The organism is Buchnera aphidicola (Hyadaphis tataricae), from assembly GCF_005081445.1.
Lineage (GTDB): Bacteria > Pseudomonadota > Gammaproteobacteria > Enterobacterales > Enterobacteriaceae > Buchnera > Buchnera aphidicola_AE.
This window is the reverse complement of the sequence record NZ_CP034873.1, coordinates 292714-313755: the sequence shown is the minus strand read 5'-3', so window position 1 is coordinate 313755 and position 21042 is coordinate 292714. Positions and strand designations below refer to the sequence as shown.

Annotated in this window: 19 protein-coding genes; 9 read left to right on the top strand and 10 right to left on the bottom strand. The window is 26.4% G+C overall.

Going from position 1 to position 21042, the window contains the following annotated elements:
• Positions 1 to 15: 15 nt before the first annotated feature.
• From glyA to rlmN, 4 genes are all read right to left on the bottom strand, one after another.
• Positions 16 to 1272 (bottom strand): serine hydroxymethyltransferase, encoded by a 1257-nt coding sequence (gene glyA / locus D9V69_RS01430; protein WP_158356559.1) that lies wholly within the window; start codon positions 1270 to 1272, stop codon positions 16 to 18.
• 59 nt (positions 1273 to 1331) lie between these two features.
• Complete coding sequence (hisS, locus tag D9V69_RS01425) at positions 1332 to 2588, bottom strand: histidine--tRNA ligase (RefSeq protein ID WP_158356852.1); 1257 nt, start codon at positions 2586 to 2588, stop codon at positions 1332 to 1334.
• 52 nt (positions 2589 to 2640) lie between these two features.
• Positions 2641 to 3756, bottom strand: coding sequence for a flavodoxin-dependent (E)-4-hydroxy-3-methylbut-2-enyl-diphosphate synthase (gene ispG, locus D9V69_RS01420; RefSeq protein WP_158356558.1), 1116 nt, complete (start codon positions 3754 to 3756; stop codon positions 2641 to 2643).
• 169 nt (positions 3757 to 3925) lie between these two features.
• Positions 3926 to 5026 (bottom strand): 23S rRNA (adenine(2503)-C(2))-methyltransferase RlmN, encoded by a 1101-nt coding sequence (gene rlmN, locus D9V69_RS01415; protein WP_158356557.1) that lies wholly within the window; start codon positions 5024 to 5026, stop codon positions 3926 to 3928.
• A 216-nt stretch (positions 5027 to 5242) separates the two neighbouring features.
• Here rlmN and D9V69_RS01410 point away from each other — a divergent pair, with 216 nt between their 5' ends.
• A complete protein-coding gene (locus D9V69_RS01410) occupies positions 5243 to 6037 on the top strand; it encodes an inositol monophosphatase family protein (RefSeq protein WP_158356556.1) in 795 nt (264 codons plus the stop codon).
• A 12-nt stretch (positions 6038 to 6049) separates the two neighbouring features.
• Here the strand turns inward: D9V69_RS01410 and topA are convergent, their stop codons facing one another.
• The 4 genes from topA to D9V69_RS01390 form a co-directional block, all read right to left on the bottom strand.
• On the bottom strand, positions 6050 to 8626 hold the full coding sequence (gene topA, locus D9V69_RS01405; RefSeq protein ID WP_158356555.1) for a type I DNA topoisomerase: 2577 nt from the start codon (positions 8624 to 8626) through the stop codon (positions 6050 to 6052).
• Between the two features lie 88 nt (positions 8627 to 8714).
• Positions 8715 to 9764 (bottom strand): protease SohB, encoded by a 1050-nt coding sequence (gene sohB / locus D9V69_RS01400; RefSeq protein ID WP_158356554.1) that lies wholly within the window; start codon positions 9762 to 9764, stop codon positions 8715 to 8717.
• Between the two features lie 60 nt (positions 9765 to 9824).
• Positions 9825 to 10571 (bottom strand): pseudouridine synthase, encoded by a 747-nt coding sequence (locus D9V69_RS01395; RefSeq protein WP_158356553.1) that lies wholly within the window; start codon positions 10569 to 10571, stop codon positions 9825 to 9827.
• Complete coding sequence (locus D9V69_RS01390; RefSeq protein ID WP_158356552.1) at positions 10572 to 11495, bottom strand: DMT family transporter; 924 nt, start codon at positions 11493 to 11495, stop codon at positions 10572 to 10574.
• Between the two features lie 215 nt (positions 11496 to 11710).
• Between D9V69_RS01390 and trpD the strand changes: the two genes are divergently transcribed.
• The 8 genes from trpD to cls all read left to right on the top strand — a co-directional run bounded on the left by trpD (position 11711) and on the right by cls (position 19554).
• The gene (trpD, locus tag D9V69_RS01385) at positions 11711 to 12739 is read left to right on the top strand and encodes an anthranilate phosphoribosyltransferase (protein ID WP_158356551.1); all 1029 of its coding nucleotides are present in this window, start codon (positions 11711 to 11713) and stop codon (positions 12737 to 12739) included.
• A complete protein-coding gene (gene trpCF / locus D9V69_RS01380; protein WP_158356550.1) occupies positions 12720 to 14087 on the top strand; it encodes a bifunctional indole-3-glycerol-phosphate synthase TrpC/phosphoribosylanthranilate isomerase TrpF in 1368 nt (455 codons plus the stop codon). Before trpD ends, trpCF begins: the two co-directional genes overlap by 20 nt.
• A 34-nt stretch (positions 14088 to 14121) precedes the next feature.
• Positions 14122 to 15321 (top strand): tryptophan synthase subunit beta, encoded by a 1200-nt coding sequence (gene trpB / locus D9V69_RS01375; RefSeq protein WP_158356549.1) that lies wholly within the window; start codon positions 14122 to 14124, stop codon positions 15319 to 15321.
• A complete protein-coding gene (gene trpA, locus D9V69_RS01370; RefSeq protein WP_158356548.1) occupies positions 15308 to 16117 on the top strand; it encodes a tryptophan synthase subunit alpha in 810 nt (269 codons plus the stop codon). Before trpB ends, trpA begins: the two co-directional genes overlap by 14 nt.
• Positions 16118 to 16240: 123 nt before the next feature.
• Complete coding sequence (locus D9V69_RS01365; RefSeq protein WP_158356547.1) at positions 16241 to 16993, top strand: YciC family protein; 753 nt, start codon at positions 16241 to 16243, stop codon at positions 16991 to 16993.
• A 19-nt stretch (positions 16994 to 17012) separates the two neighbouring features.
• Positions 17013 to 17546, top strand: coding sequence for a septation protein A (locus tag D9V69_RS01360; protein ID WP_158356546.1), 534 nt, complete (start codon positions 17013 to 17015; stop codon positions 17544 to 17546).
• A 34-nt stretch (positions 17547 to 17580) separates the two neighbouring features.
• Positions 17581 to 17988 (top strand): acyl-CoA thioester hydrolase YciA, encoded by a 408-nt coding sequence (yciA, locus tag D9V69_RS01355; protein ID WP_158356545.1) that lies wholly within the window; start codon positions 17581 to 17583, stop codon positions 17986 to 17988.
• A 105-nt stretch (positions 17989 to 18093) separates the two neighbouring features.
• The gene (gene cls / locus D9V69_RS01350) at positions 18094 to 19554 is read left to right on the top strand and encodes a cardiolipin synthase (RefSeq protein WP_158356544.1); all 1461 of its coding nucleotides are present in this window, start codon (positions 18094 to 18096) and stop codon (positions 19552 to 19554) included.
• A gap of 56 nt (positions 19555 to 19610) precedes the next feature.
• Here cls and ribA read toward each other — a convergent pair whose 3' ends face one another.
• Both ribA and pyrF read right to left on the bottom strand, forming a co-directional pair.
• Positions 19611 to 20198 carry a GTP cyclohydrolase II gene (gene ribA, locus D9V69_RS01345; RefSeq protein WP_158356543.1) on the bottom strand — a complete coding sequence of 196 codons (588 nt, stop codon included), beginning with the start codon at positions 20196 to 20198 and terminating at the stop codon, positions 19611 to 19613.
• A 33-nt stretch (positions 20199 to 20231) separates the two neighbouring features.
• Complete coding sequence (gene pyrF / locus D9V69_RS01340; protein WP_410051802.1) at positions 20232 to 20978, bottom strand: orotidine-5'-phosphate decarboxylase; 747 nt, start codon at positions 20976 to 20978, stop codon at positions 20232 to 20234.
• Positions 20979 to 21042: the final 64 nt, after the last annotated feature.

The following is a 21042-nucleotide window of genomic DNA, read 5'->3' as shown; positions in this document are numbered from 1 at the left end:
ATAATATTTGATTTTTTATTTAATATAAACAGGATGCTTTGAACATAATTCTAATACCTGTTGTTTAATGTTACTAATGTTCTTAGTATCATGAATATCATTTAATATACTAGATATCCAGATAGATATGTCTTTAACATCTTTTTCATCAAATCCTCTTCTAGTGATTGCAGCTGTTCCAATTCGTATTCCTGAAGTTATAAAAGGACTTTTTACATCATTAGGAATAGTGTTTTTGTTAATAGTTATATTAGCTTGACTTAAAGCAATCTCAGCATCTTTTCCAGTTATATTTTTATTGCTTAAATCAATTAAAAAAAGATGATTAGATGTTTCTCCAGAAATGATTTTATATCCTAATTCAGAAAAAGTTTGCACCATTTTTTTAGCATTATTTACTATTTTAATTTGATATTTTTTAAAATTTGGCTCCAAAGCTTCTTTGAAAGCAACAGCTTTTGCTGCAATAACATGCATTAATGGACCTCCTTGAGATCCTGGAAATACAGATAAATTCAATTTTTTATATAAATTATGATCACCATTTCTAGATAATATTAATCCTCCACGAGGACCAGCTAAAGTTTTATGTGTCGTACTGGTTACAACATGTGCATAATCTATTGGATTTGGATAAATTCCAGCTGCTACCAATCCAGCAATATGCGCCATATCTACAATAAAATATGCATTAATTTCATCAGCAATTTCACGCATTTTTTTCCATTTACAAATTCCAGAATATGCTGAAAAACCACCAATAATTATTTTTGGTTTATATTTTTTAGCTAAACGTAATAATTCTTTATAATCAATTTTTCCATTATCATCAACGCCGTAAGAAATCACATGATACATTTTTCCAGAAAAATTCACATGAGAACCATGAGTTAAATGACCTCCATGCGATAATGCCATACCTAATATTGTGTCTCCAGGTTTAATTAAAGCTGTATAAACTGCAAAATTAGCTTGCGAACCGGAATGAGGTTGCACATTAGCATAATCAGCGTTAAATAATTTTTTTGCACGAGAAATGGCTAATTCTTCGATAATATCTACATACTGACAACCACCGTAATAACGTTTTCCCGGATAACCTTCTGCGTATTTGTTTGTAAGTTGAGATCCTTGCGCTTGCATAACATAATCACTTGTATAATTTTCTGATGCAATTAATTCAATATGATTTTCTTGTCTTATTTGTTCTTGTACTATAATATTGTATAGTTCAGGATCATATTTTGAAAACGTCATTTTTTTATTTAACATTATATTTCCAAAAGTTAATTTTTATTACATATGTAAAAGAAACATAAAAACGATAATATTTATGTTCTTCTATAAAAAACATCATTGATTTTTATCATTAACTCATCTTTTTCGAAACAATGTTCTGTTCTTTTCTTTAAATCTTTAACTAAAACATGGTTTTGTTTCATGTTATTATCACCAATTAAAATAGCAAGTCTTGCGGAACTAATAACAGCATTTTTTATTTTTTTTTTGATATTTTGATTAAAAAAATTAATAAAAACTTTTAGTTTTGGATATATATTTCTTATCTCTTCAGATAATTTAACTGCATAATTTTTATTTTCTTCTGATAAAAAAATAACATAAATATCTACTTCTTTGATAACATCAGAAAAAATATTCAATGATTTCATCAACAAAACTAATCTTTCCATTCCTATTGCAAATCCTATGCCAGAAGTTTTTTGACTTCCCATTTCTTGAAATAGATTATCATATCTACCCCCTGCACAAATAGTATTTTGAGCTCCTATTTGACTGCTTTTCCATTCAAAAACAGTGTTATTATAATAATCTAATCCTCTTACTAATTTTGGGTTATATCTATATTTTATTCCATGAAAACTAATCATATTGCATAAATTTTTAAAATCAACATTTTCAGAAAAATCTATATAATTTTTTAATAGTGGTCCATCTTTTAGTATTTTTTGAATTTCTTGATTTTTAGAATCTAAGATTCGTAACGGATTAGTATACAATCTTCTTTTACAATCTTCGTCTAGCAAAGATTCATGTTTTTTAAGAAAAGACACTAATTCTGTTTTATATTGAACCCGAGCAGTTTGGGATCCAATTGAATTAATTTCCAATGTGAGATGTGAATGAATTCCAAGTCGTTGCCAAAAACGATTTGTCAATAATATAATTTCTAAATCAATATCTTTAGTATCTATCCCAAAAACTTCAGCGCCAAGTTGATAAAATTGACGATATCTACCCATTTGAGGTCTTTCATATCGAAACATGGGACCTAAATACCAAAATCTATGATGTTTTTTCTTTTTTAACAAACAATTTTGTATAATTGCACGAATACATCCTACAGTACCTTCTGGGCGTAATGTTAAACTGTGACCTTTTCTATCTTGAAAAGAATACATTTCTTTTTCAACAATATCAGTAATGTTGCCAATAGCTCTTTTAAAGAGCTCAGTTTTTTCTAACAATGGCAGTCTAATTTCTAAATAACAATAACTCATCAAAACTTCTTTTAAAATATTTTCTATACGTTTCCATAATGCTAATTCTTCTGGAAAATAATCATGCATACCTCTAATTGATTTAATATTCACTGTTGTCTCTTATCTTTAAAAGTATCTTTTATGTTGATTGAATATTATTTTTTTTTAAACGATCTAATTCTTTTGCTGTTTTTCGGATGTTTTCTTCCATTTTTTTAATAATATCTACATTTTTAATTTGTTCTTTTTTTCTTATGCCATATTTATAAATTGCACTTTTTTTATGTCCTCCTGTTAATCCTAATGTAGATGTCTTAGCTTCACCTATTCCATTTACAATACAACCAATAATAGATACATCCATAGGAGTTGAAATATCCTCTAAGTTTTTTTCTAATGTATTTACGGTATTGATTACATCAAATTCTTGTCTTGAACAAGTAGGACACGCAATAAAATTAATTCCTCTTGATCGCAAACCTAAAATTTTTAAAATGTCATAAGCGACCTTCACTTCCTCAATGGGATCCGCGGCTAGTGAAACACGTATTGTATCTCCAATACCATGTAAGAGTAAATGCGCCAATCCAATAGCAGATTTTATTGTTCCAGTTCTTAATGATCCTGCTTCTGTTATTCCTATATGCAATGGTTGTGATGTTTTTTTTGACAATTTTTTATATGCTTCAACAGCCAAAAAAATATTGGATGCTTTCACACTGATTTTAAAATTATAAAAGTTTAAAAAATCGAAATATTCAACGTGGTTCATCGCTGATTCGACTAAAGCGTCTGCAGTAGGAGTACCGTATTTTTTTAATATATCTTTTTCTAAAGAACCTGAATTAACGCCTATACGAATTGGTATATTGCTAATTTTTGCAGCATTAACAATTGCTAAAACTCTTTTTTTATTACCAATGTTACCGGGATTTATTCGTAAACAATCTGCTCCATATTTTATCGATTTTAAGGCTAATCTATAATCAAAATGTATATCTGCTATTAATGGTATTTTAACAGATTGTTTAATTTTTTTAAAAGATTCTACTGCTTCTACAGTAGGTATAGAAACGCGAACAATATCTGCTCCTACATTTTCTAAATCTGCAATCTGTTTAATTGTTGCTAAATAATCTTCTGTTTTAGAATTAGTCATTGACTGTATAGCAATGGGTGCATTATTTCCAATAGGAACCTGTCCAACATAAATACGATTGGTTTTTTTTCGATCAAAAACTTTTAGTTTGTTCATGTTATTTTTATTGTAAATTAAATATAGATGAAAAATATTCAATAAAAAAACTTCAATAGAATATTTTTTCAATGTTTATTTTGAACTATAAAGCATTTTGTAAAACGAAAAATAAAAAATTTATACTATATAATATATGTATATCATTCAAATATTTTTGTTGTTTTTTCTATGAATATTTTACATTTTTAATGTCATTTTTTACATTTCCTGTTAACTGACCACATGCAGCATCAATGTCTTTGCCTCTATTTTTTCTAATTACTGTAGTAAAACCCTTACTTCTTAAAATATTTGCAAAAATGTTGATTCTATTAATGTTACTAGATGCAAATGATGAACCTAAAAAAGGATTCCAAGGAATTAGATTAATTTTGCTTGGTAATTTTCTTAATAGCACTGCTAATTGTTCAGCATGTTGATTTGCATCATTAATTCCATTTAGCATCACGTATTCTATGGTGACACCTCCGCGATTAGCTTTAGAAGATCTAAAATATTTTAATGTTGAATCTAAAATAGACTGAATATTATATTTTTTGTTAATTGGCATAATAAGATCTCGAATTACATCATTTGATGCATGCAAAGAAATTGCTAACGATACGTCAATCATCGATCTTAACTTATCTAGAGCTGGAACGACTCCTGACGTAGATAAAGTAATTTTTCGTTTTGATAAAGCAAAGCCAAATTCATCTAATATAATATTTAAAGCAGAAACAACGTTTTTTAGATTTAACAGAGGTTCACCCATACCCATAAAAACTATATTAGTAATATTATTGATATTTTTTTTTTGTAATCGTTTGTTTGCTTGCCAAATTTGAGAGATAATTTCAAAAACTTGTAAATTTCTGTTAAAACCTTGTTGACCAGTAGCGCAAAAATGACATTTCAAAGGACAGCCTATTTGAGAAGAAACACAAAGTGTTGAACGTTTTTGTTCTGGAATATACACTGTTTCTATTTTTTGTTTGTTTATTTCAGTGATCCATTTTATAGTGCCATCAAACGACACTTTTTCTTCTGTAAATTCTGGTGCAAATATGCGAGAATTTTTTTGTAATTGATTTCTTATTTTAGCACTAATATTTAACATCTTGTTAAAATCACTACAATAATAATGGTATATCCAATGCATTATTTGTTGTGTAGAAAATGATTTAGCTCCTAAAGAGATTAAAAATCTATGTAATTCTTGACGATTCAAATTTAATAAATTGATTTTAGAATCTAAACGATTTAATATACTCTCATTATTTATCATATACAAATCCTGAATAAATTTTATATAACACATTTTTTTTAAAAAATTGGAAGCATTGTTTTTAATCCAGTGTTATTTTTTTTCAAAAAAAATATGTTTTTTGATGATCAATGATTTTTATTACATCTTTAACATTAAAAATTTTCATGATTAAAAATATTAAAGATAAATAAACTATGATATTATTTTAAAAAATGTAAAATTTAGGAGATTTTAATGCATCCCATGTTAAATATTGCTATTCGTGCAGTAAGAAGAGGAGGAAATATTATTATTCAAAATTATGACACACAGAAGTTTGTAAAAGAAAATGGAGAAAAAAATAATATCTTTATACAAAATATTATGTATAAAACAAAAACTGCCATTAGTGCAATTATTTATAAATCTTATCCTAATCATATTATCTTAAATAAAAGTCAAAATATTTTATTAGAACAACATGAAAATAATACAGTTTGGATTGTTAATGAACTAGACGGGAAAAAAAATTTTATTAAAAACTTTCCACATTTTTGTATTTCTATAGCTGTAATTGTAAAAAAAAAGATAGAAATATCTGTTATCTATGATCCTATAAGAAATGATTTATTCACAGCTGTTAAAGGGCAAGGTTCTCAATTAAATGGATATAGAACTAGATGTACTAATATTACCAGTTTAAAATATGCTACAGTTGCTGTTAATCTGCCTAATTACATTTATGATCAATCTTTTGCATATTTTCAAATATATAAAAAATTAATTTTATCTGGCGTTTCTTTTAGATTAACAGGGTCTACTGTACTCGATTCTGCTTATGTGGCAGCAGGAAGAATAGATTGTTTATTTGATTTCAACTTAGAACCCAGTAACTTTATAGCTGGAAAATTACAAGTAAGAGAAGCGGGTTGCTTAATTAGTGATTTTACAGGAGGACATGAAGATCATCATTGTCATTCTGGAAATTTAACTAGCAGCCCAAAATTTATTAGATTAATTACAGAAAAAATAAGACAATGTTTCATCTAAAATATCATGTAATTATTTTATTTTATTGATTATACACCATTTTTTTTCAAGAAACATTGCTGACCAATTTGTTAGTTTTCCATTTTTTTTAGATCCAATATAGTATTGTTTAGTTTTTCTATTAAAACATACTATAGTATTATTGCCTTTATTGTCAACTTTAGGAGCACTAGCTAAATAACGTATTTTTTCTGGAAGTAAATTTTTAAATTTGTCTAATTCATATATAAAAGGAGATCTGGTTTCACGAGATTTAGGAAACGTGTTTGCGGCGAAAAATATTCCAGAAATTCCTTCTCTTAAAACAAACCATGCATCTGATTCTTTACATAATAATTGAGGAAAATTAATAGGTTCTAATTTTGGTTCTGATATTTCACCATTAGCTAAAACTTTTCTTGTATTTTTGCATTGTTTTGTCATGCAAATAAAAAATTTTCCAAATCGACCATTTTTTAATATCATATAATTTTGACATTTTTCACATTTGACTATTGCGGATAAATAAGACGGACTATCAAAATTACCTTCTTCTAACTTATAACCAATGCAACTAGGATTGTTAATACAAACATGAATTTTTAGTTTGTGATTAATTAAATAACTATCCATTGCCATTTTACACTCATTGCATTGATGAATATTTTTTACACTGTTGTTTTTAGAATGATGAATATCATTTAACGGTATTAAATTGATTGTCTGTTTACAACGATCTTGGAGTGGTGCATCATATCCTGAACAACTCAAAAAAACACCGGTCATAGCATTTTTTATACCCATTTTTTTACAACAAGATGAGCATTGAATTGATGTCATGACAACAAAATTTAATTCCATACCACCCTCTTCCGGAGCTTTTTTTGCTTGTTCTAATCTTTTAGAAAAATCTTTAAAAAAAGCATCAAGAACATCTGTCCACTTAATTTTATTGTCAGCAATCTCATCTAATTTTTTTTCCATGTTAGCTGTAAAGTTATAATCGAGTAAATTACTAAAATTTTTTTGTAACCTAGTAGTGAGAATTTCACCCATTTTTTCTGCATATAATTGCTTTTCTTTTATTTTAACGTAACCCCTTTCTTGTATTTTTGATGTAATAGAAGAATAAGTAGAAGGTCTTCCAATACCTTTTTTTTCTAATTCACGAACTAAAGAAGCTTCATTGAAACGCGCTAACGGTTTAGTAAACTTTTGAATAAAAATAATTTTTTCAAGATTTAATATATTACCAATATTCAAAGAAAGACAACGTGATGTTTCTTGTTTTTCTTTTTTTATAACTTTTTTCCAACCTTGAAAGATTATTACTTTTTCATTTTTTTGTAGTTTAAATTGATCTGCTGTAACTACAATGGTAATAGATTTATATATTGCAGATGACATTTGTGATGCTATAAATTGTTTTCTAATAAGTGTATATAATTTTTGAGCTTCTAAATTTACATTGTTTGTATTTATATATTCTATTTCTACGTCTGATGGTCGAATCGCTTCATGAGCTTCTTGAGAATACTGAGAATTAGCATATTTGTTAGCCATTTTTGGTAAATAATTGTCACCATAGTGTTTTTTGATATATAATCGTACTTTTTTAATAGCATGTTTACTCAAATAAGTTGAATCAGTTCTCATATAAGTAATATAACCTTTTTCATATAATTTTTGTGCTAAAAACATTGTTTTTTTAACACTAAATCCTAAAATAATGCTAGAAGATTGTTGCAAAGTAGAAGTAATGAAAGGAGTAGGAGCTGTGATATGTAATATTTTATCTTCGCGACTTTTGACTACAAATTCAGATTTTTTTATCGTTTCTGCAAAAGAATCTAATTCACACTTTTTAAAAACATCAAATTTTTTATTTTTATAATGCGTTAAATCCATAATAACATTTATATCTTTCTTTAAGAATAAAGATACATTACATTTCCAATATTCTTTTGGAATAAAATTTTTTATAACATGTTCACGTTCTGAGATTATACGTACCGCTACAGATTGCACTCTTCCTGCAGACAAACCTCTTGCAATTTTTTTCCATAGCAAGGGTGATATCATATAACCTACAATGCGATCCATAAATCTTCTTGCTTGTTGCGCCTGTACGCGAGGTATATTAATATCGCTGACGTTTTGAAACGCTTTTTTTATAGATTTTTTAGTAATCTCATTAAACACTACCCGTTTAAATTTAGATGCATCTCCTCCTATAACTTCTTTTAAGTGCCATGCTATAGCCTCTCCTTCTCGATCTAAGTCAGTAGCAAGATATATATAATCAACTTGATTAGATATAGTTTTTAATTCGGAAATTATTTTTTCTTTTTCTGGAAGAATGTGATACTCAGCTTGCCAATTTTTGTAAGGATTGATTCCTATTGTTTTCATTAAACAATTTATTTCATCAGCATTCGAAGCAGAATTTTGACATTTTTTAATAGATTTATTTGTCTTTTTTTTATTTTTTTTAGCAAGTAAATCTCGAACATGTCCTATACTAGATTTTACTATATACTGGCAACCTAAATATTGATTTATAGTTTTAGCTTTAGCTGGAGACTCGACGATAACAAGAGATTTTTGCATTTTTTTTATCCAGTAAATCACAATCAAATAGTATTTTATTTAGTTAGTAACACAAAAAAACATTTTTAATAATGGTATTGTTATAATATTATAACTGTTTTTTATAAAAAAACATTTTCAACAAATTTTTGCTAATATTTTCTATAATTGAAGAAGCAAAACGTTCTAGCATTGTTTTACTGTAAACATATTGAACATTTAATAATGTGTATTCTTTCATTTTGGATATTAATATAGAATCACTAGTATTAATTTCATCTACTAGTTTTTTTTCCAACGCAATAGTTCCAAACCAATGTTCACCATTAGCAACACTTTCAATATCTAAACAAGGACGCATTTCTTTTACAAATCTTTTAAATAATTCATGTGTTGTATTCAATTCTTCACAAAATTTTTTGCGTGTTGCATCTGTATTGTTTCCTAATACAGTTAAAGTTCTTTTATAGTCTCCTGCAGTATGTAATTCAATATCTATAAAACATTTTTTTAATAATTTATTAAAATTAGGTATTTGAGCTACAACACCAATAGAACCTATTATGGCAAAGGGCGCTGAAATAATATAATCTGCAACAGATGCCATCATATAACCTCCACTGGCTGCAACTTTATCTATACATATCGTTAATCGTATACCTCTTTGACGTAATCTATTTAATTGAGCTGCAGCTAATCCATAGCCATGCACTACCCCTCCGGAACTTTCTAGTCGTAATAACACTTCGTCTTTTGGTCGTGCAACTGAAAGTATAGCTGATATTTCTTTTCTTAATCCAATAACTTCATTTGCATAAACACCACCATTAAAATCTATTACATACAATATTTTCTTTTTTTTCTTAAAATAAACTTCTTTATTATTTGATATTTCCTGTCTAATGTTTTTTGTAATTTTTTTATTGTGTTTTTTTGCTTGTTTTAACCACGTTTTTCTTTCAATATCATTCATTGTAGATAATAATATCTGTTGTTGAATGTCTTTATAATTATTTTCCAATAACGTGATTTTCAAATGACTTCTAGAATTTTTTTTTCTTTTTGAGATTTTAAAAGAGAATATAATTATTATTGCGCCAACAATAAAAAAAGTAATAACTTTTGCTAAAAACAATCCATAATTTATAAACAGATTCACTTAATTAATCCTTTTAAAATTATATGAAGCTTCTTAAAATGTAAAAAAATAATTTTTTGATTAATGTTTTATAGAAATTAATTTAGATAAATTATTTATTGATATTGAATTTAATTCAAAATAATGTCCTGACTTTAATTCTTTAGGCAAATAAATGTTTCCATATCGTATTCTAATTAATCTATTCACTCTACATTGAACAGTTTCAAATATACGTCTAATTTCACGATTTTTTCCTTCACATATGATGCCCTTTAACCATTGATTTCTTCGTCTATTGTTCGTTGTAATAAGCTCAATATCTTTAAAAGAAACATAAAGATCTTTGATTTTAACTCCATTTTTTAAAATATTCATTGTATTTTTATTAATTTTTCCAAAAACACGAATATAGTATTCTCTTTCTATTTCATTGCTAGGATGCATAAGTTGATTAGCTAAATTTCCATTGTTTGTAAATAATAACAAACCACTAGTATTCAAATCTAATCTTCCTACACTAATCCATTTTTGGCAATTAAGAATGGGTAATTTTTTAAATACTGTAGGACGATGTTTAAAATCACTTCTAGTACAAATTTCTCCTTCAGGTTTGTTGTATACTAAAACTTTAGTACTAATTTTTTTTTTAATAAGAACATTATCACCATTAATTATAATGTTATTGATATTATTTAAATCGATCCGTTGACCAATTAGTATTTTTTTATTATTAATTAAAACGTTTCCAGATTTGATAATTTTTTCAATATTTCGACGTGAACCATATCCGTATCTAGCTAAAATTTTTTGTATTTTTTCGCTCATTCATGATGCCTTTATATTTTTAGTATTTTCAAATTTTATATTTTTTTTTGAAAAATCACTTGATATTAAAGTTAATAATATGCCTATTAATAAAGGAAAAACAAACCAAATTTCATATGATAAAATAACATTTTGATAAATATAATTTTCTAAAAAACCAGAAATTATTGGAAAAACCAAAAAAACAGTAGACGCATAAAAAGCACTGACTTTTTTTTGCAAATAAAAATATGATAAAATTCCAAAAATTCCAGAAAAATCGCCTAAATAAAGTATAGCTAAAATAGATTTATTCGAAATAGCAAAAATGTTTGGCGATTCTAAAAACCAAGAAATAGTAGATAACATAATTCCAGATAATAATGAAGGTAAAGCATTAAAAGTAATTACAGATACATTACAAGATTTTTTTTGACATTCAGCATAAATGACAGCATGACTAAATAACGCTACAAGCAAGGCTAAAATACCCTTCCATTGTACGAAATATTCTGTTTTTAACTCAATGAACAAAATAATTAATAATGAAGTTAAAGATATAATCAAACCAATTTTTTGTATGAAAAACAACTTTTTTTTTAGATATAAAAAAGATACTATTAATACAGCAACAGGCATGTTAGCAAATATGACTGAAGCTGTAGATGAACTAACATAAGCGCCTCCATATAACATTAATGTAAACGGTATAGAAAAATAAAAAATAGAAATAAAAAATTGAAACCATCTTTGTCCAATCGGAAATAAAAGAGGGGTTTTTGTATATAACGCAAGTACAATTAATAAAGGAGCAGCAATCAAAAAGCGTATTCCTGTAGCAAAAAATGGAGGAATTGTTTCAATTGCGATTTTCATCGCGATCCATGTCGTGCCCCAAGTAATAGATACTAAAGAAAATAAAAATAATACCTTTAGTTTGTTCATTTTTAAATAACTCCAAAAATACAGATACAATTAATGTATCATGTGTTTAAAAAAAGTTGTGTATTAGTTTTGCATTTTAAATATATTGTTTTATTTAACATGATTACATAGTTTAACTTTTATTATTTTATAATTTTAATCAACTATTATTTATCCCAAAATTTATAACATCAAAATATTTAAATATTTTTATAACAGGAAAGCAAAAGTCAAAAATGAGAAATATTTTGAATAAAATTTATAGTTCGCAATCTTTAAACCAATTAGAAAGTTATCAACTTTTTAAATCGATCGCTTCTGGAAGCATAACAGAATTAGAATTAGCATCTATATTGACTGCTATGAAAATCCGAGGTGAATCTAAAGAAGAAATTGTAGGAGCAATACTTGCACTTTTAGAAAAAGTAAAATATTTTCCGAGACCAAAATATGATTTTGCCGATATTGTAGGAACGGGGGGAGATGTTAAGAATACAATTAATATTTCTACTGCCAGTGCTTTTGTAGCAGCTAGTTGTGGATTAAAAATCGTTAAACATTGTAATCAAGGAGTGTCAAGTAAATCAGGTTCTTCGAATATACTAGAAAAATTCAATATAAATTTAAATGCGTCTTCAAGTCAATCGCGAAAAACTTTAGACATATTGAATATTTGTTTTTTGTTTGCACCTAAATATCATCACAGTTTTCAATATGTTAAAAACATTCGTCAAACATTAAAAACTAGAACTATTTTTAATTTGCTAGGACCTTTTCTGAATCCTGCATCACCGCCGTTTTTTGTAATAGGTGTTTATGATAAAAAATTAATTAATTTATTCATTCACATTTTAAAAAATTTAAAATGTCAAAGAGGTATAGTATTACACGGAAACGACACTGATGAAGTGACATTAAATGGCGTTACATATGTTAGTGAATTATTTAATGAAAAAATAATTTCATATGAATTAGAACCAAAAGATTTCGGTTTAAATGTGCATAAAAATAAAATGATTCAAGAAAAATCTCCTGAAGAAAACTATCATATAATTAAACAAATAATGCAAGGCAAGGGTAATAAATTATATGAAGAACTGATAGCTGTAAACGTAGCGATGTTGTTAAAAATATTTGGATTTGAAGATTTAAAATATAACACCCAATTAGCATTAAATAAAATTCGTAGTGGTGAAGTTTATAAGTACATAATTAAAGTCTCTAACATGTTAAAAGAAGATCAATATGCAAGCAACAATACTTGAAAAAATCATAAAAAATAAAATGAAGTGGATTTCATTTAGAAAACATCAACAACCATTAATTCAATTTCAAAGAAAAATTAATACACAAACACGTAACTTTTATCACACTTTAAAAAAAGATAAAAAACCGTTTTTTATCTTAGAATGTAAAAAAAAATCTCCTTCTTTAGGTGTGCTTAGAAAAAACTTTAATCTCACTAATATTGCTAAGGTTTATAAAAAATACGCTTCTGCTATTTCTGTGTTGACTGATGAGAAATATTTTGATGGAAATTTTGATTTTATTAATATAGTAAAACAATATGCACATCAACCGATTCTATGTAAAGATTTTTTTGTTGATGTATATCAGGTATATTTAGCTAGATATTATAATGCAGATGCGATTTTGTTGATGTTGTCTATTTTAGAAGATAAACAATATCAAGAATTATCAAAATTAGCACAAGAACTCAATATGGGAATCTTAACTGAAGTAAACAATGTCGCTGAATTAAGTAGAGCTATTAAATTAAAAGCTAATATAATTGGAATTAATAATCGTAATCTACATGATTTATCTATTGACTTAAATCGGACTGCTCACTTGTCTGCTTTAATTCCTAAAGATATTATAATTATTAGTGAATCTGGAATAAAAAAATATAGTCAAATAAAAAAATTAAGTAAATTTGTCAATGGATTTTTAGTCGGATCACATTTAATGACTGAAAAAACATTAGAAATAGGTGTACGTTCTTTAATTTTTGGAAATAATAAAGTCTGTGGATTAACTCATAGTAATGATGCAAAAATAATAGAAAAATGTGGTGCTCTTTATGGAGGACTAATTTTTGTAAAAACATCTTTAAGAAAAGTTGATGATAAGCAAGCAAAAAATATTATTTTAAAAAATATGTTAAGATATGTAGGTGTATTCCAAAATGAAGATATTAATATTGTAGTTAATATTGCTGAAAAACTTGCTTTACATGCGGTTCAATTACATGGAAAAGAAGATAAAAAATATATTGAAACATTGAGAAAAACTCTACCTAAACAAATTAACATTTGGAAAGCTTTTTCCATTGATAAAACATTTCCAAGCATCAATTGGAATCATGTAAATATGTATGTTTTTGATTCTGGTTTAGGAGGAACTAATACTGTTTTTAATTGGTCAATTTTAAAAAATCATATTTTAGAAAATGTGATCTTAGCAGGAGGAATTAATCCTAATAATTGTATTGAAGCATCTAAATTAAATTGCTCAGGACTAGATTTAAATTCTGGTGTAGAAATATGTCCTGGTGTTAAAGATCACAACAAAATTAAATTGATTTTTCAAAAATTAAGATATTTTGTATAAAATCATCTTTAATAAATATAGGAATATATATTCGATGACCTTATTAAATCCTTATTTTGGTGAATTTGGCGGCATGTATGTTCCTCAAATATTAATGCCGGCCTTGTTAGAATTAGAGCAGTATTTTGTAAAGGCACAAAACGATACTAGTTTTCATAAAAAATTTTTTCATTTGTTAAAAAACTATGCCGGAAGACCAACACCATTAACATTATGCAAAAATATAACTAAAAATACGAATACACGTATTTATCTTAAAAGAGAAGATTTACTTCATGGTGGAGCACATAAAACAAATCAAGTGTTAGGTCAAGCTTTATTAGCTATAAAAATGAAAAAGAAAGAAATTATTGCTGAAACTGGAGCTGGACAACATGGAGTGGCTACAGCCATAGCTTGTGCTTTACTAAATCTCAAGTGTAGAATCTATATGGGTTATAAAGATATTCAAAGACAAAATGTAAATGTTTTTCGTATGCAATTAATGGGTGCAGAAGTGATACCAGTAAAAAATGGATCTGGTACTTTAAAAGACGCATGTAACGAAGCATTACGCGATTGGTCTAACAGCTATAAAGATGCTCATTATATGATTGGCACGGCAGCAGGACCGCATCCTTATCCAACTATTGTTCGAGAATTTCAAAAAATCATTGGCGAAGAAACAAAAAAACAAATTTTAGAAAAAGAAAAAAAATTACCAGATGCAATTATTGCATGTGTTGGAGGTGGTTCAAATGCTATTGGTATTTTTTCAGATTTTATTAATGAAAAAGTAAATTTAATTGGTGTAGAGCCAGGAGGTTATGGAGTTAATACAAAAAAACATGGAGCACCTTTAGAACATGGACGACCTGGTATTTTTTTTGGAATGAAATCTTATTTAATGCAAGATAAAGAAGGGCAAATTAAAGAATCTTATTCTATCTCGGCTGGATTAGATTTTCCATCTGTTGGTCCAGAACACGCTTGGTTAAAAAGCATCAATCGTGTTCAATACGTATCTATTACGGATAAAGAGGCTCTTGTCGCATTTCAAATTTTATGTAAACAGGAAGGAATTATACCTGCATTAGAGTCTTCTCATGCATTAGCGTATGCATGTAAATTAATGAACATGTTTCCAGAAAAAAAACAAATTTTTATTGTCAATCTGTCTGGTCGCGGCGACAAAGATATTTTTACAGTACATGATGCTTTAAAAAAACAAGGAAAGACAGATGAAACGATATGATGACATGTTTAAAAAATTGCAAAATTTAAAAGAAGGTTGTTTTGTTCCATATATAGTTTTAGGAGATCCATCTTTAGAAACGTCAATAAAAATTATTGAAGTTTTAATAAAAAATGGTGCAGATGCATTAGAAATAGGGATACCCTTTTCAGATCCTTTAGCTGATGGACCTACAATTCAAAAAGCAAATTATCGTGCTTTATCTAGAAAAAACAATTTTTTTCAATATTTTGAAACCATTCAAAAAGTAAGAAAAAAACATATTAATCTACCTATTGGTATTTTAATATATGCCAATCTAATCTATAATCAAGGAATTGAAAGTTTTTACTATCAATGTCGTCATGCTGGAGTTGATTCAGTTTTAATAGCAGATGTACCAATCGAAGAATCAAAAATTTTTTATAGCACTGCAAATAAATATCATATTGATTCTATATTTATATGTCCTCCAGATGCAGATGATAATTTTTTATATCAAATATCTTTACTTGCTCAGGGATATATTTATGTCTTGTCTAGACCTGGTGTCACTGGAGTAGAAAACAACACATTATCACTTTCTAAAAAAATCATAAAAAAGATAAAATTATATAATTCAATACCATTATTACAAGGTTTTGGTATTTCTAATCCTGTTCAAATACAAAAAGCACTGTTTTCAGGATTATCGGGTGTAATATGTGGATCTGCAATCATTAATATTATTGAAAAAAATTTAACTCAAGAAAATACAATGATTAAAAAAATAAAAACGTTTTCTAGTATTTTAAAAAATGCTACTAAATCAATATGATCAATTTGTACAACAAGATGCTTTCATTTTGAATAACATTTTTCATTTAAATAATATTTTTCTGTAAAATTATATGTATAATCTTTATATTATATATAAATTTTATAAAAAAGGAGCATACATATAGTGATTACAGTTAGTGAAATAAAAAATGATACATATCATTTTTTTTCTAATCAAATTAGTTCTATTTTTTTTATATCTATTTTTATAACGTTTTTTAGTATATTGATCAATATGTTTATACAACCAAACACACAGATTGTTACTATAATAGAAAATAATAAATTTATTGATACACGTTCTTTGTTAGATTTACTTTATCATATGAACATAGAAGAAAAAAATGAACTATTTAAATACTGCATTTTAAAAATAATTGCATTATTAATAAATAAAACATTGTTATTAAGTAGTGTAATCACCTTAATTTTTACTGTATCAAAAAACAAAGAAACAACCATTACTCCTTTAACATCTTCGTTATTTAAATCAATACCAAATTTACTTGTATTAAATTTGATCACTGCTTTTTTTGTTCAATTAGGTTTTATGTTTTTTGTGATTCCAGGTGTATTACTATCAATGGTCTTATCTTTAGCACCGATTATTTTATCTTTTAAAGAAAATACTTTAATAGAATCAATTTTTCTTAGCATGAATATTTGTTGGAAAAATATAAAAATCATAGCTCCAGGTTTTTTATTTTGGATCTGTAGTAAATCTATCCTCACAATCATAATATCTAACATGATTTTTCTTAATAAGAATGTTCTTTTTTTAATATCTAATATTAGTATGAATTTATTATATTCTTTACTAATTATATATTTATTTCGTTTTTATATGATTTTTTTACGTTCATGCAAAAATTAACATTATTTAAGTTTATATTATGAAACAAATATTAAATATACTCCCAATGATTGTTTTTTTTGTTTTTTATAATTTTTACGATATTTTTGTTGCTTCAGGATCATTAATTTTTACTTCAGGTTTCATATGTATACTATATTGGATTATTTATCATGAAATCGATAAAATGAATCTTTTTAGTTTTTTAACAATTGTTCTATTTGCATCTTTGACAATATTTTTTCATGACACTAGATTTATCAAATGGAAAATTACGATTATTTATATTATTTTTGCAATAATTTTATTTATTAGTCAATTTTTTCTAAAAAAAACAATTATGCAAAGATTTTTAGAAAATGATATTAATATATCTGATGTTTATTGGAAAAAGATTAATTTTTTCTGGTTTTTGTTTTTTTTAGGTTGCAGTTTGTTAAACATTTATATAGCATTCTGGTGTTCAGAAAAAACATGGGTAACATTTAAAGTTTTTGGATTTACTACTTTAACATTTTTTTTAATTTTAATAACTAGTATTTATATCAATTCTAAAATGTTAAAAAAAGAATAATTTTTTATATTTTCATGGAGTATATGTCGCAAAAATGTTAAATATCAACATATTACCGAAGGGAATAATAGTATTAAAAACACTTGCAATGCCTAAAAATAAAAATGCTAATGGTGATATATTTGGTGGTTGGATTATGTCTAAAATGGATATCGGTGGGGCAATATTAGCAAAAGAAATTTCAGGCGGTAAAGTCGTTACTGTACAAGTAAATAATATTACTTTTTTAAAATCTGTATCAGTCGGAGAAGTTGTCAGTTGTTATGGACATTGTATAAAAATTGGAAATAGTTCAATTAATATTCATATAGAAATATGGGTTAAAAAAGTTGATTCAAAAGAATTTGGTCAATATTATTGCGCTGCAAAAGGCGAGTTTATTTATGTGGCTATTGATAAAAGAGGAAAACCTCGTGAATTATGTCCTATGAGTATTATTTAAACATCATTATAAAAAGTTTTATGCTATATAGCATCATAGTTACATGATGTATTTGTGTAATATTTTAACAGACATTTTTTTAAATATTAATAGGAATAGTAATAAATGGATATTTTTTATTATTCAATAAAATTTTTAATATTTTTATTATATTGGTTATCAGTAGCAAACATTACTTTTCGCATATTAATAAAAAGACGTAGTATATCTGCTTCTATGTCTTGGTTGTTAATAATTTATATCATTCCATTAATTGGTTTTTCTATTTGGTTTTTTTTTGGAGAACTATATTTATGCAAAAGACAAAAAAAAATAGCAAATCAAATTTGGTCAATATCTAATCAATGGTTGAATAAATTTAAAGAACACAATCATATTTTTCAAGAAAAAAATAGCGAAGTAGCTACTACTTTATTTCAATTATGTAAACATAGACAAGGAATTTCTGGTGTTAAAAGTAATAAAATAAAACTATTGAGCAATACTCATCATACAATGAAAATTTTAATACGTGATATTTCTTTAGCACGTAAAAACATCGAAATGGTATTTTATATTTGGAAACCTGGAGGTATAGCAGATGATGTTGCAATTGCTCTTATTCAATCTGCAAAAAGAGGTATAAAATGTCGATTAATGTTGGATTCTGCTGGAAGTATAGCTTTTTTTAGAAGCCCTTGGGTAAAAATTATGAGACAAGCTGGCATTCAGGTTGTAGAATCTTTAAAATTTAATTTATTAAGAGTCTGTTTAAGACGCTTAGATGTGAGACAACATAGAAAAATCGTATTAATTGATAATTACATTGTATACTCAGGAAGTATGAATCTTGCTGATCCCTTATTATTCAAACAATCTTCTGGAATCGGTCAATGGATTGATTTAATGGCTAGAATAGAAGGTCCTATTGCATCGATGATAGGCATGATTTATTCTTGTGATTGGGAAATTGAAACAGGTGATAAAATTTTACCATCATTACCTGAAAAAACCTTGAATAATAATCAATCTGATACCACTGCTGCAATGCAAGTAATTGCATCCGGACCTGGTTTTCCTAAAAACATGATTCATCAAGCTTTATTAACTGCTATTTATTCAGCTAGAAAAGAATTAATCATAACAACACCATATTTAGTTCCCAGTGAAGATTTATTATATGCTATTTGTGCGGCAGCACAAAGAGGTGTTAATGTTAGTATTATCATACCATTATACCATGATTCTATTTTAGTCAAATGGTCTAGTAGAGTCTTTTTTGCAGAATTATTAGAAGCTGGAGTAAAAATTTATCGATTTAAAAAAGGTTTATTACATAGCAAAAGTATTTTAGTTGATCAACAATTAAGCTTAATTGGAACTGTTAATTTAGATATGAGAAGTCTTTGGTTAAATTTTGAAATTACCTTAGTTATTGATGATCAATATTTTGGAAAAAAATTACTTGGTATACAACAAGATTATATTACCAATTCAATTTTATTAGATGAAAAAGTCTGGTCTATGCGGGCATATTGGACCAGAGTTGTAGAGAAAATCTTTTATTTTTTAAGTCCTTTGTTATAAGAATATTTTTAATTTTTAAATAATTTTTTTCACCATTTTCAGCTGAATCAAGATATCTATTTAAAAACGTGACCCATTTTTTTTTCTTTAGTTTGTAAATAAAATTCGTTTTTAGAATTTGTTTTTGTTATAAGAGGTACGCGTTCTATAATATTTATGCCTGCATTATTCAGCATTGTTACTTTTAATGGATTGTTTGTTAATAAACGTATTTTTTTAACTTTTAATATTTTGAATATGTCAGCACATAATGAAAAATCTCTTGCATCTGCAGAAAAACCTAGTTTTTCATTGGCCTCAACAGTATCAAAACCTTGATCTTGTAAGGCATATGCTTTAATTTTATTGAGTAAACCAATGTTTCTTCCTTCTTGGCGATGATAAATCAGTATACCGCTTCCTGATTTAGCAATTATTTTCATTGCCATTTTTAATTGAGAACCACAATCGCATCTTAAACTAAAAAGAGCATCTCCTGTAAGACATTCTGAATGTACTCTAGCAAGTACAGGAGTACTTTTTTTTATATTTCCATAAACAAGAGCAATGTGATTTTTTCCACTTTTTTTTTCTTCAAAACCAAAAATAAAAAAACTTCCCCAAGGAGTTGGTAACATTGCTTTTTCTATTTTTATTAATTGCATAAAAACCTCTTAACTAAAAAATTAAAAAATTTTTTAAGTGTATTTCATAGAATTTATTATTAAGTTTAGTTTATGAATAGGATTTTTTGACATGGTAACAGAACGTCCTAAAACTATATAATCTATATTATATGCTTTAGCTTCTTTTGGGGAAATAACGTTGTTTTGGTCATACGATAAATCTTCAGAAAATCTAATACCAGGTGTAATAATTTTATATTTATTTCCAAATAAATATTTTATTTTTTTCGCTTCTTTTCCAGGACATACTACCCCATCTAAACCACAATCATTAGATAATTTTGAAAGTGTTAATATATATTCTGTTAGTGAAATATGAACTCCAATTTCTTTTAATTCTATTTCTTTTAAACTCGTTAATGCTGTAATAGCTATCAATAAAGGTGCTTTATCAAAAGATTGTAATGCTTTTTTTGCAGACATTAACATTTTTTTTCCGCCGGAAGCGTGAATGCTCAACATCCATATTCCTAAATCTGCAGCAGCTTTAGTAGCATTAAAAACAGTATTAGGAATATCATGAAACTTTAAATCAAGAAAAATATTAAATCCTAGCTGATGTAATTCTTTAACAAATTGATGACCTAAAATTGTAAACATTTCCTTGCCAATTTTTAAATAAAAAATCGATGGATTTAAAAGATCAACTAATTTCATCGCCGCCTTTTTATTAGGAAAATCTAATGCAATAATAATTTTAGGAATATTTAAAACATTAGAATTTAACACTATATAACCTCTAGGATAAATAAAATACATTTATAAAATATAATTATATATATATTGTTTAATGCCAAATATATAAAAAATTGTTTTTTATAAC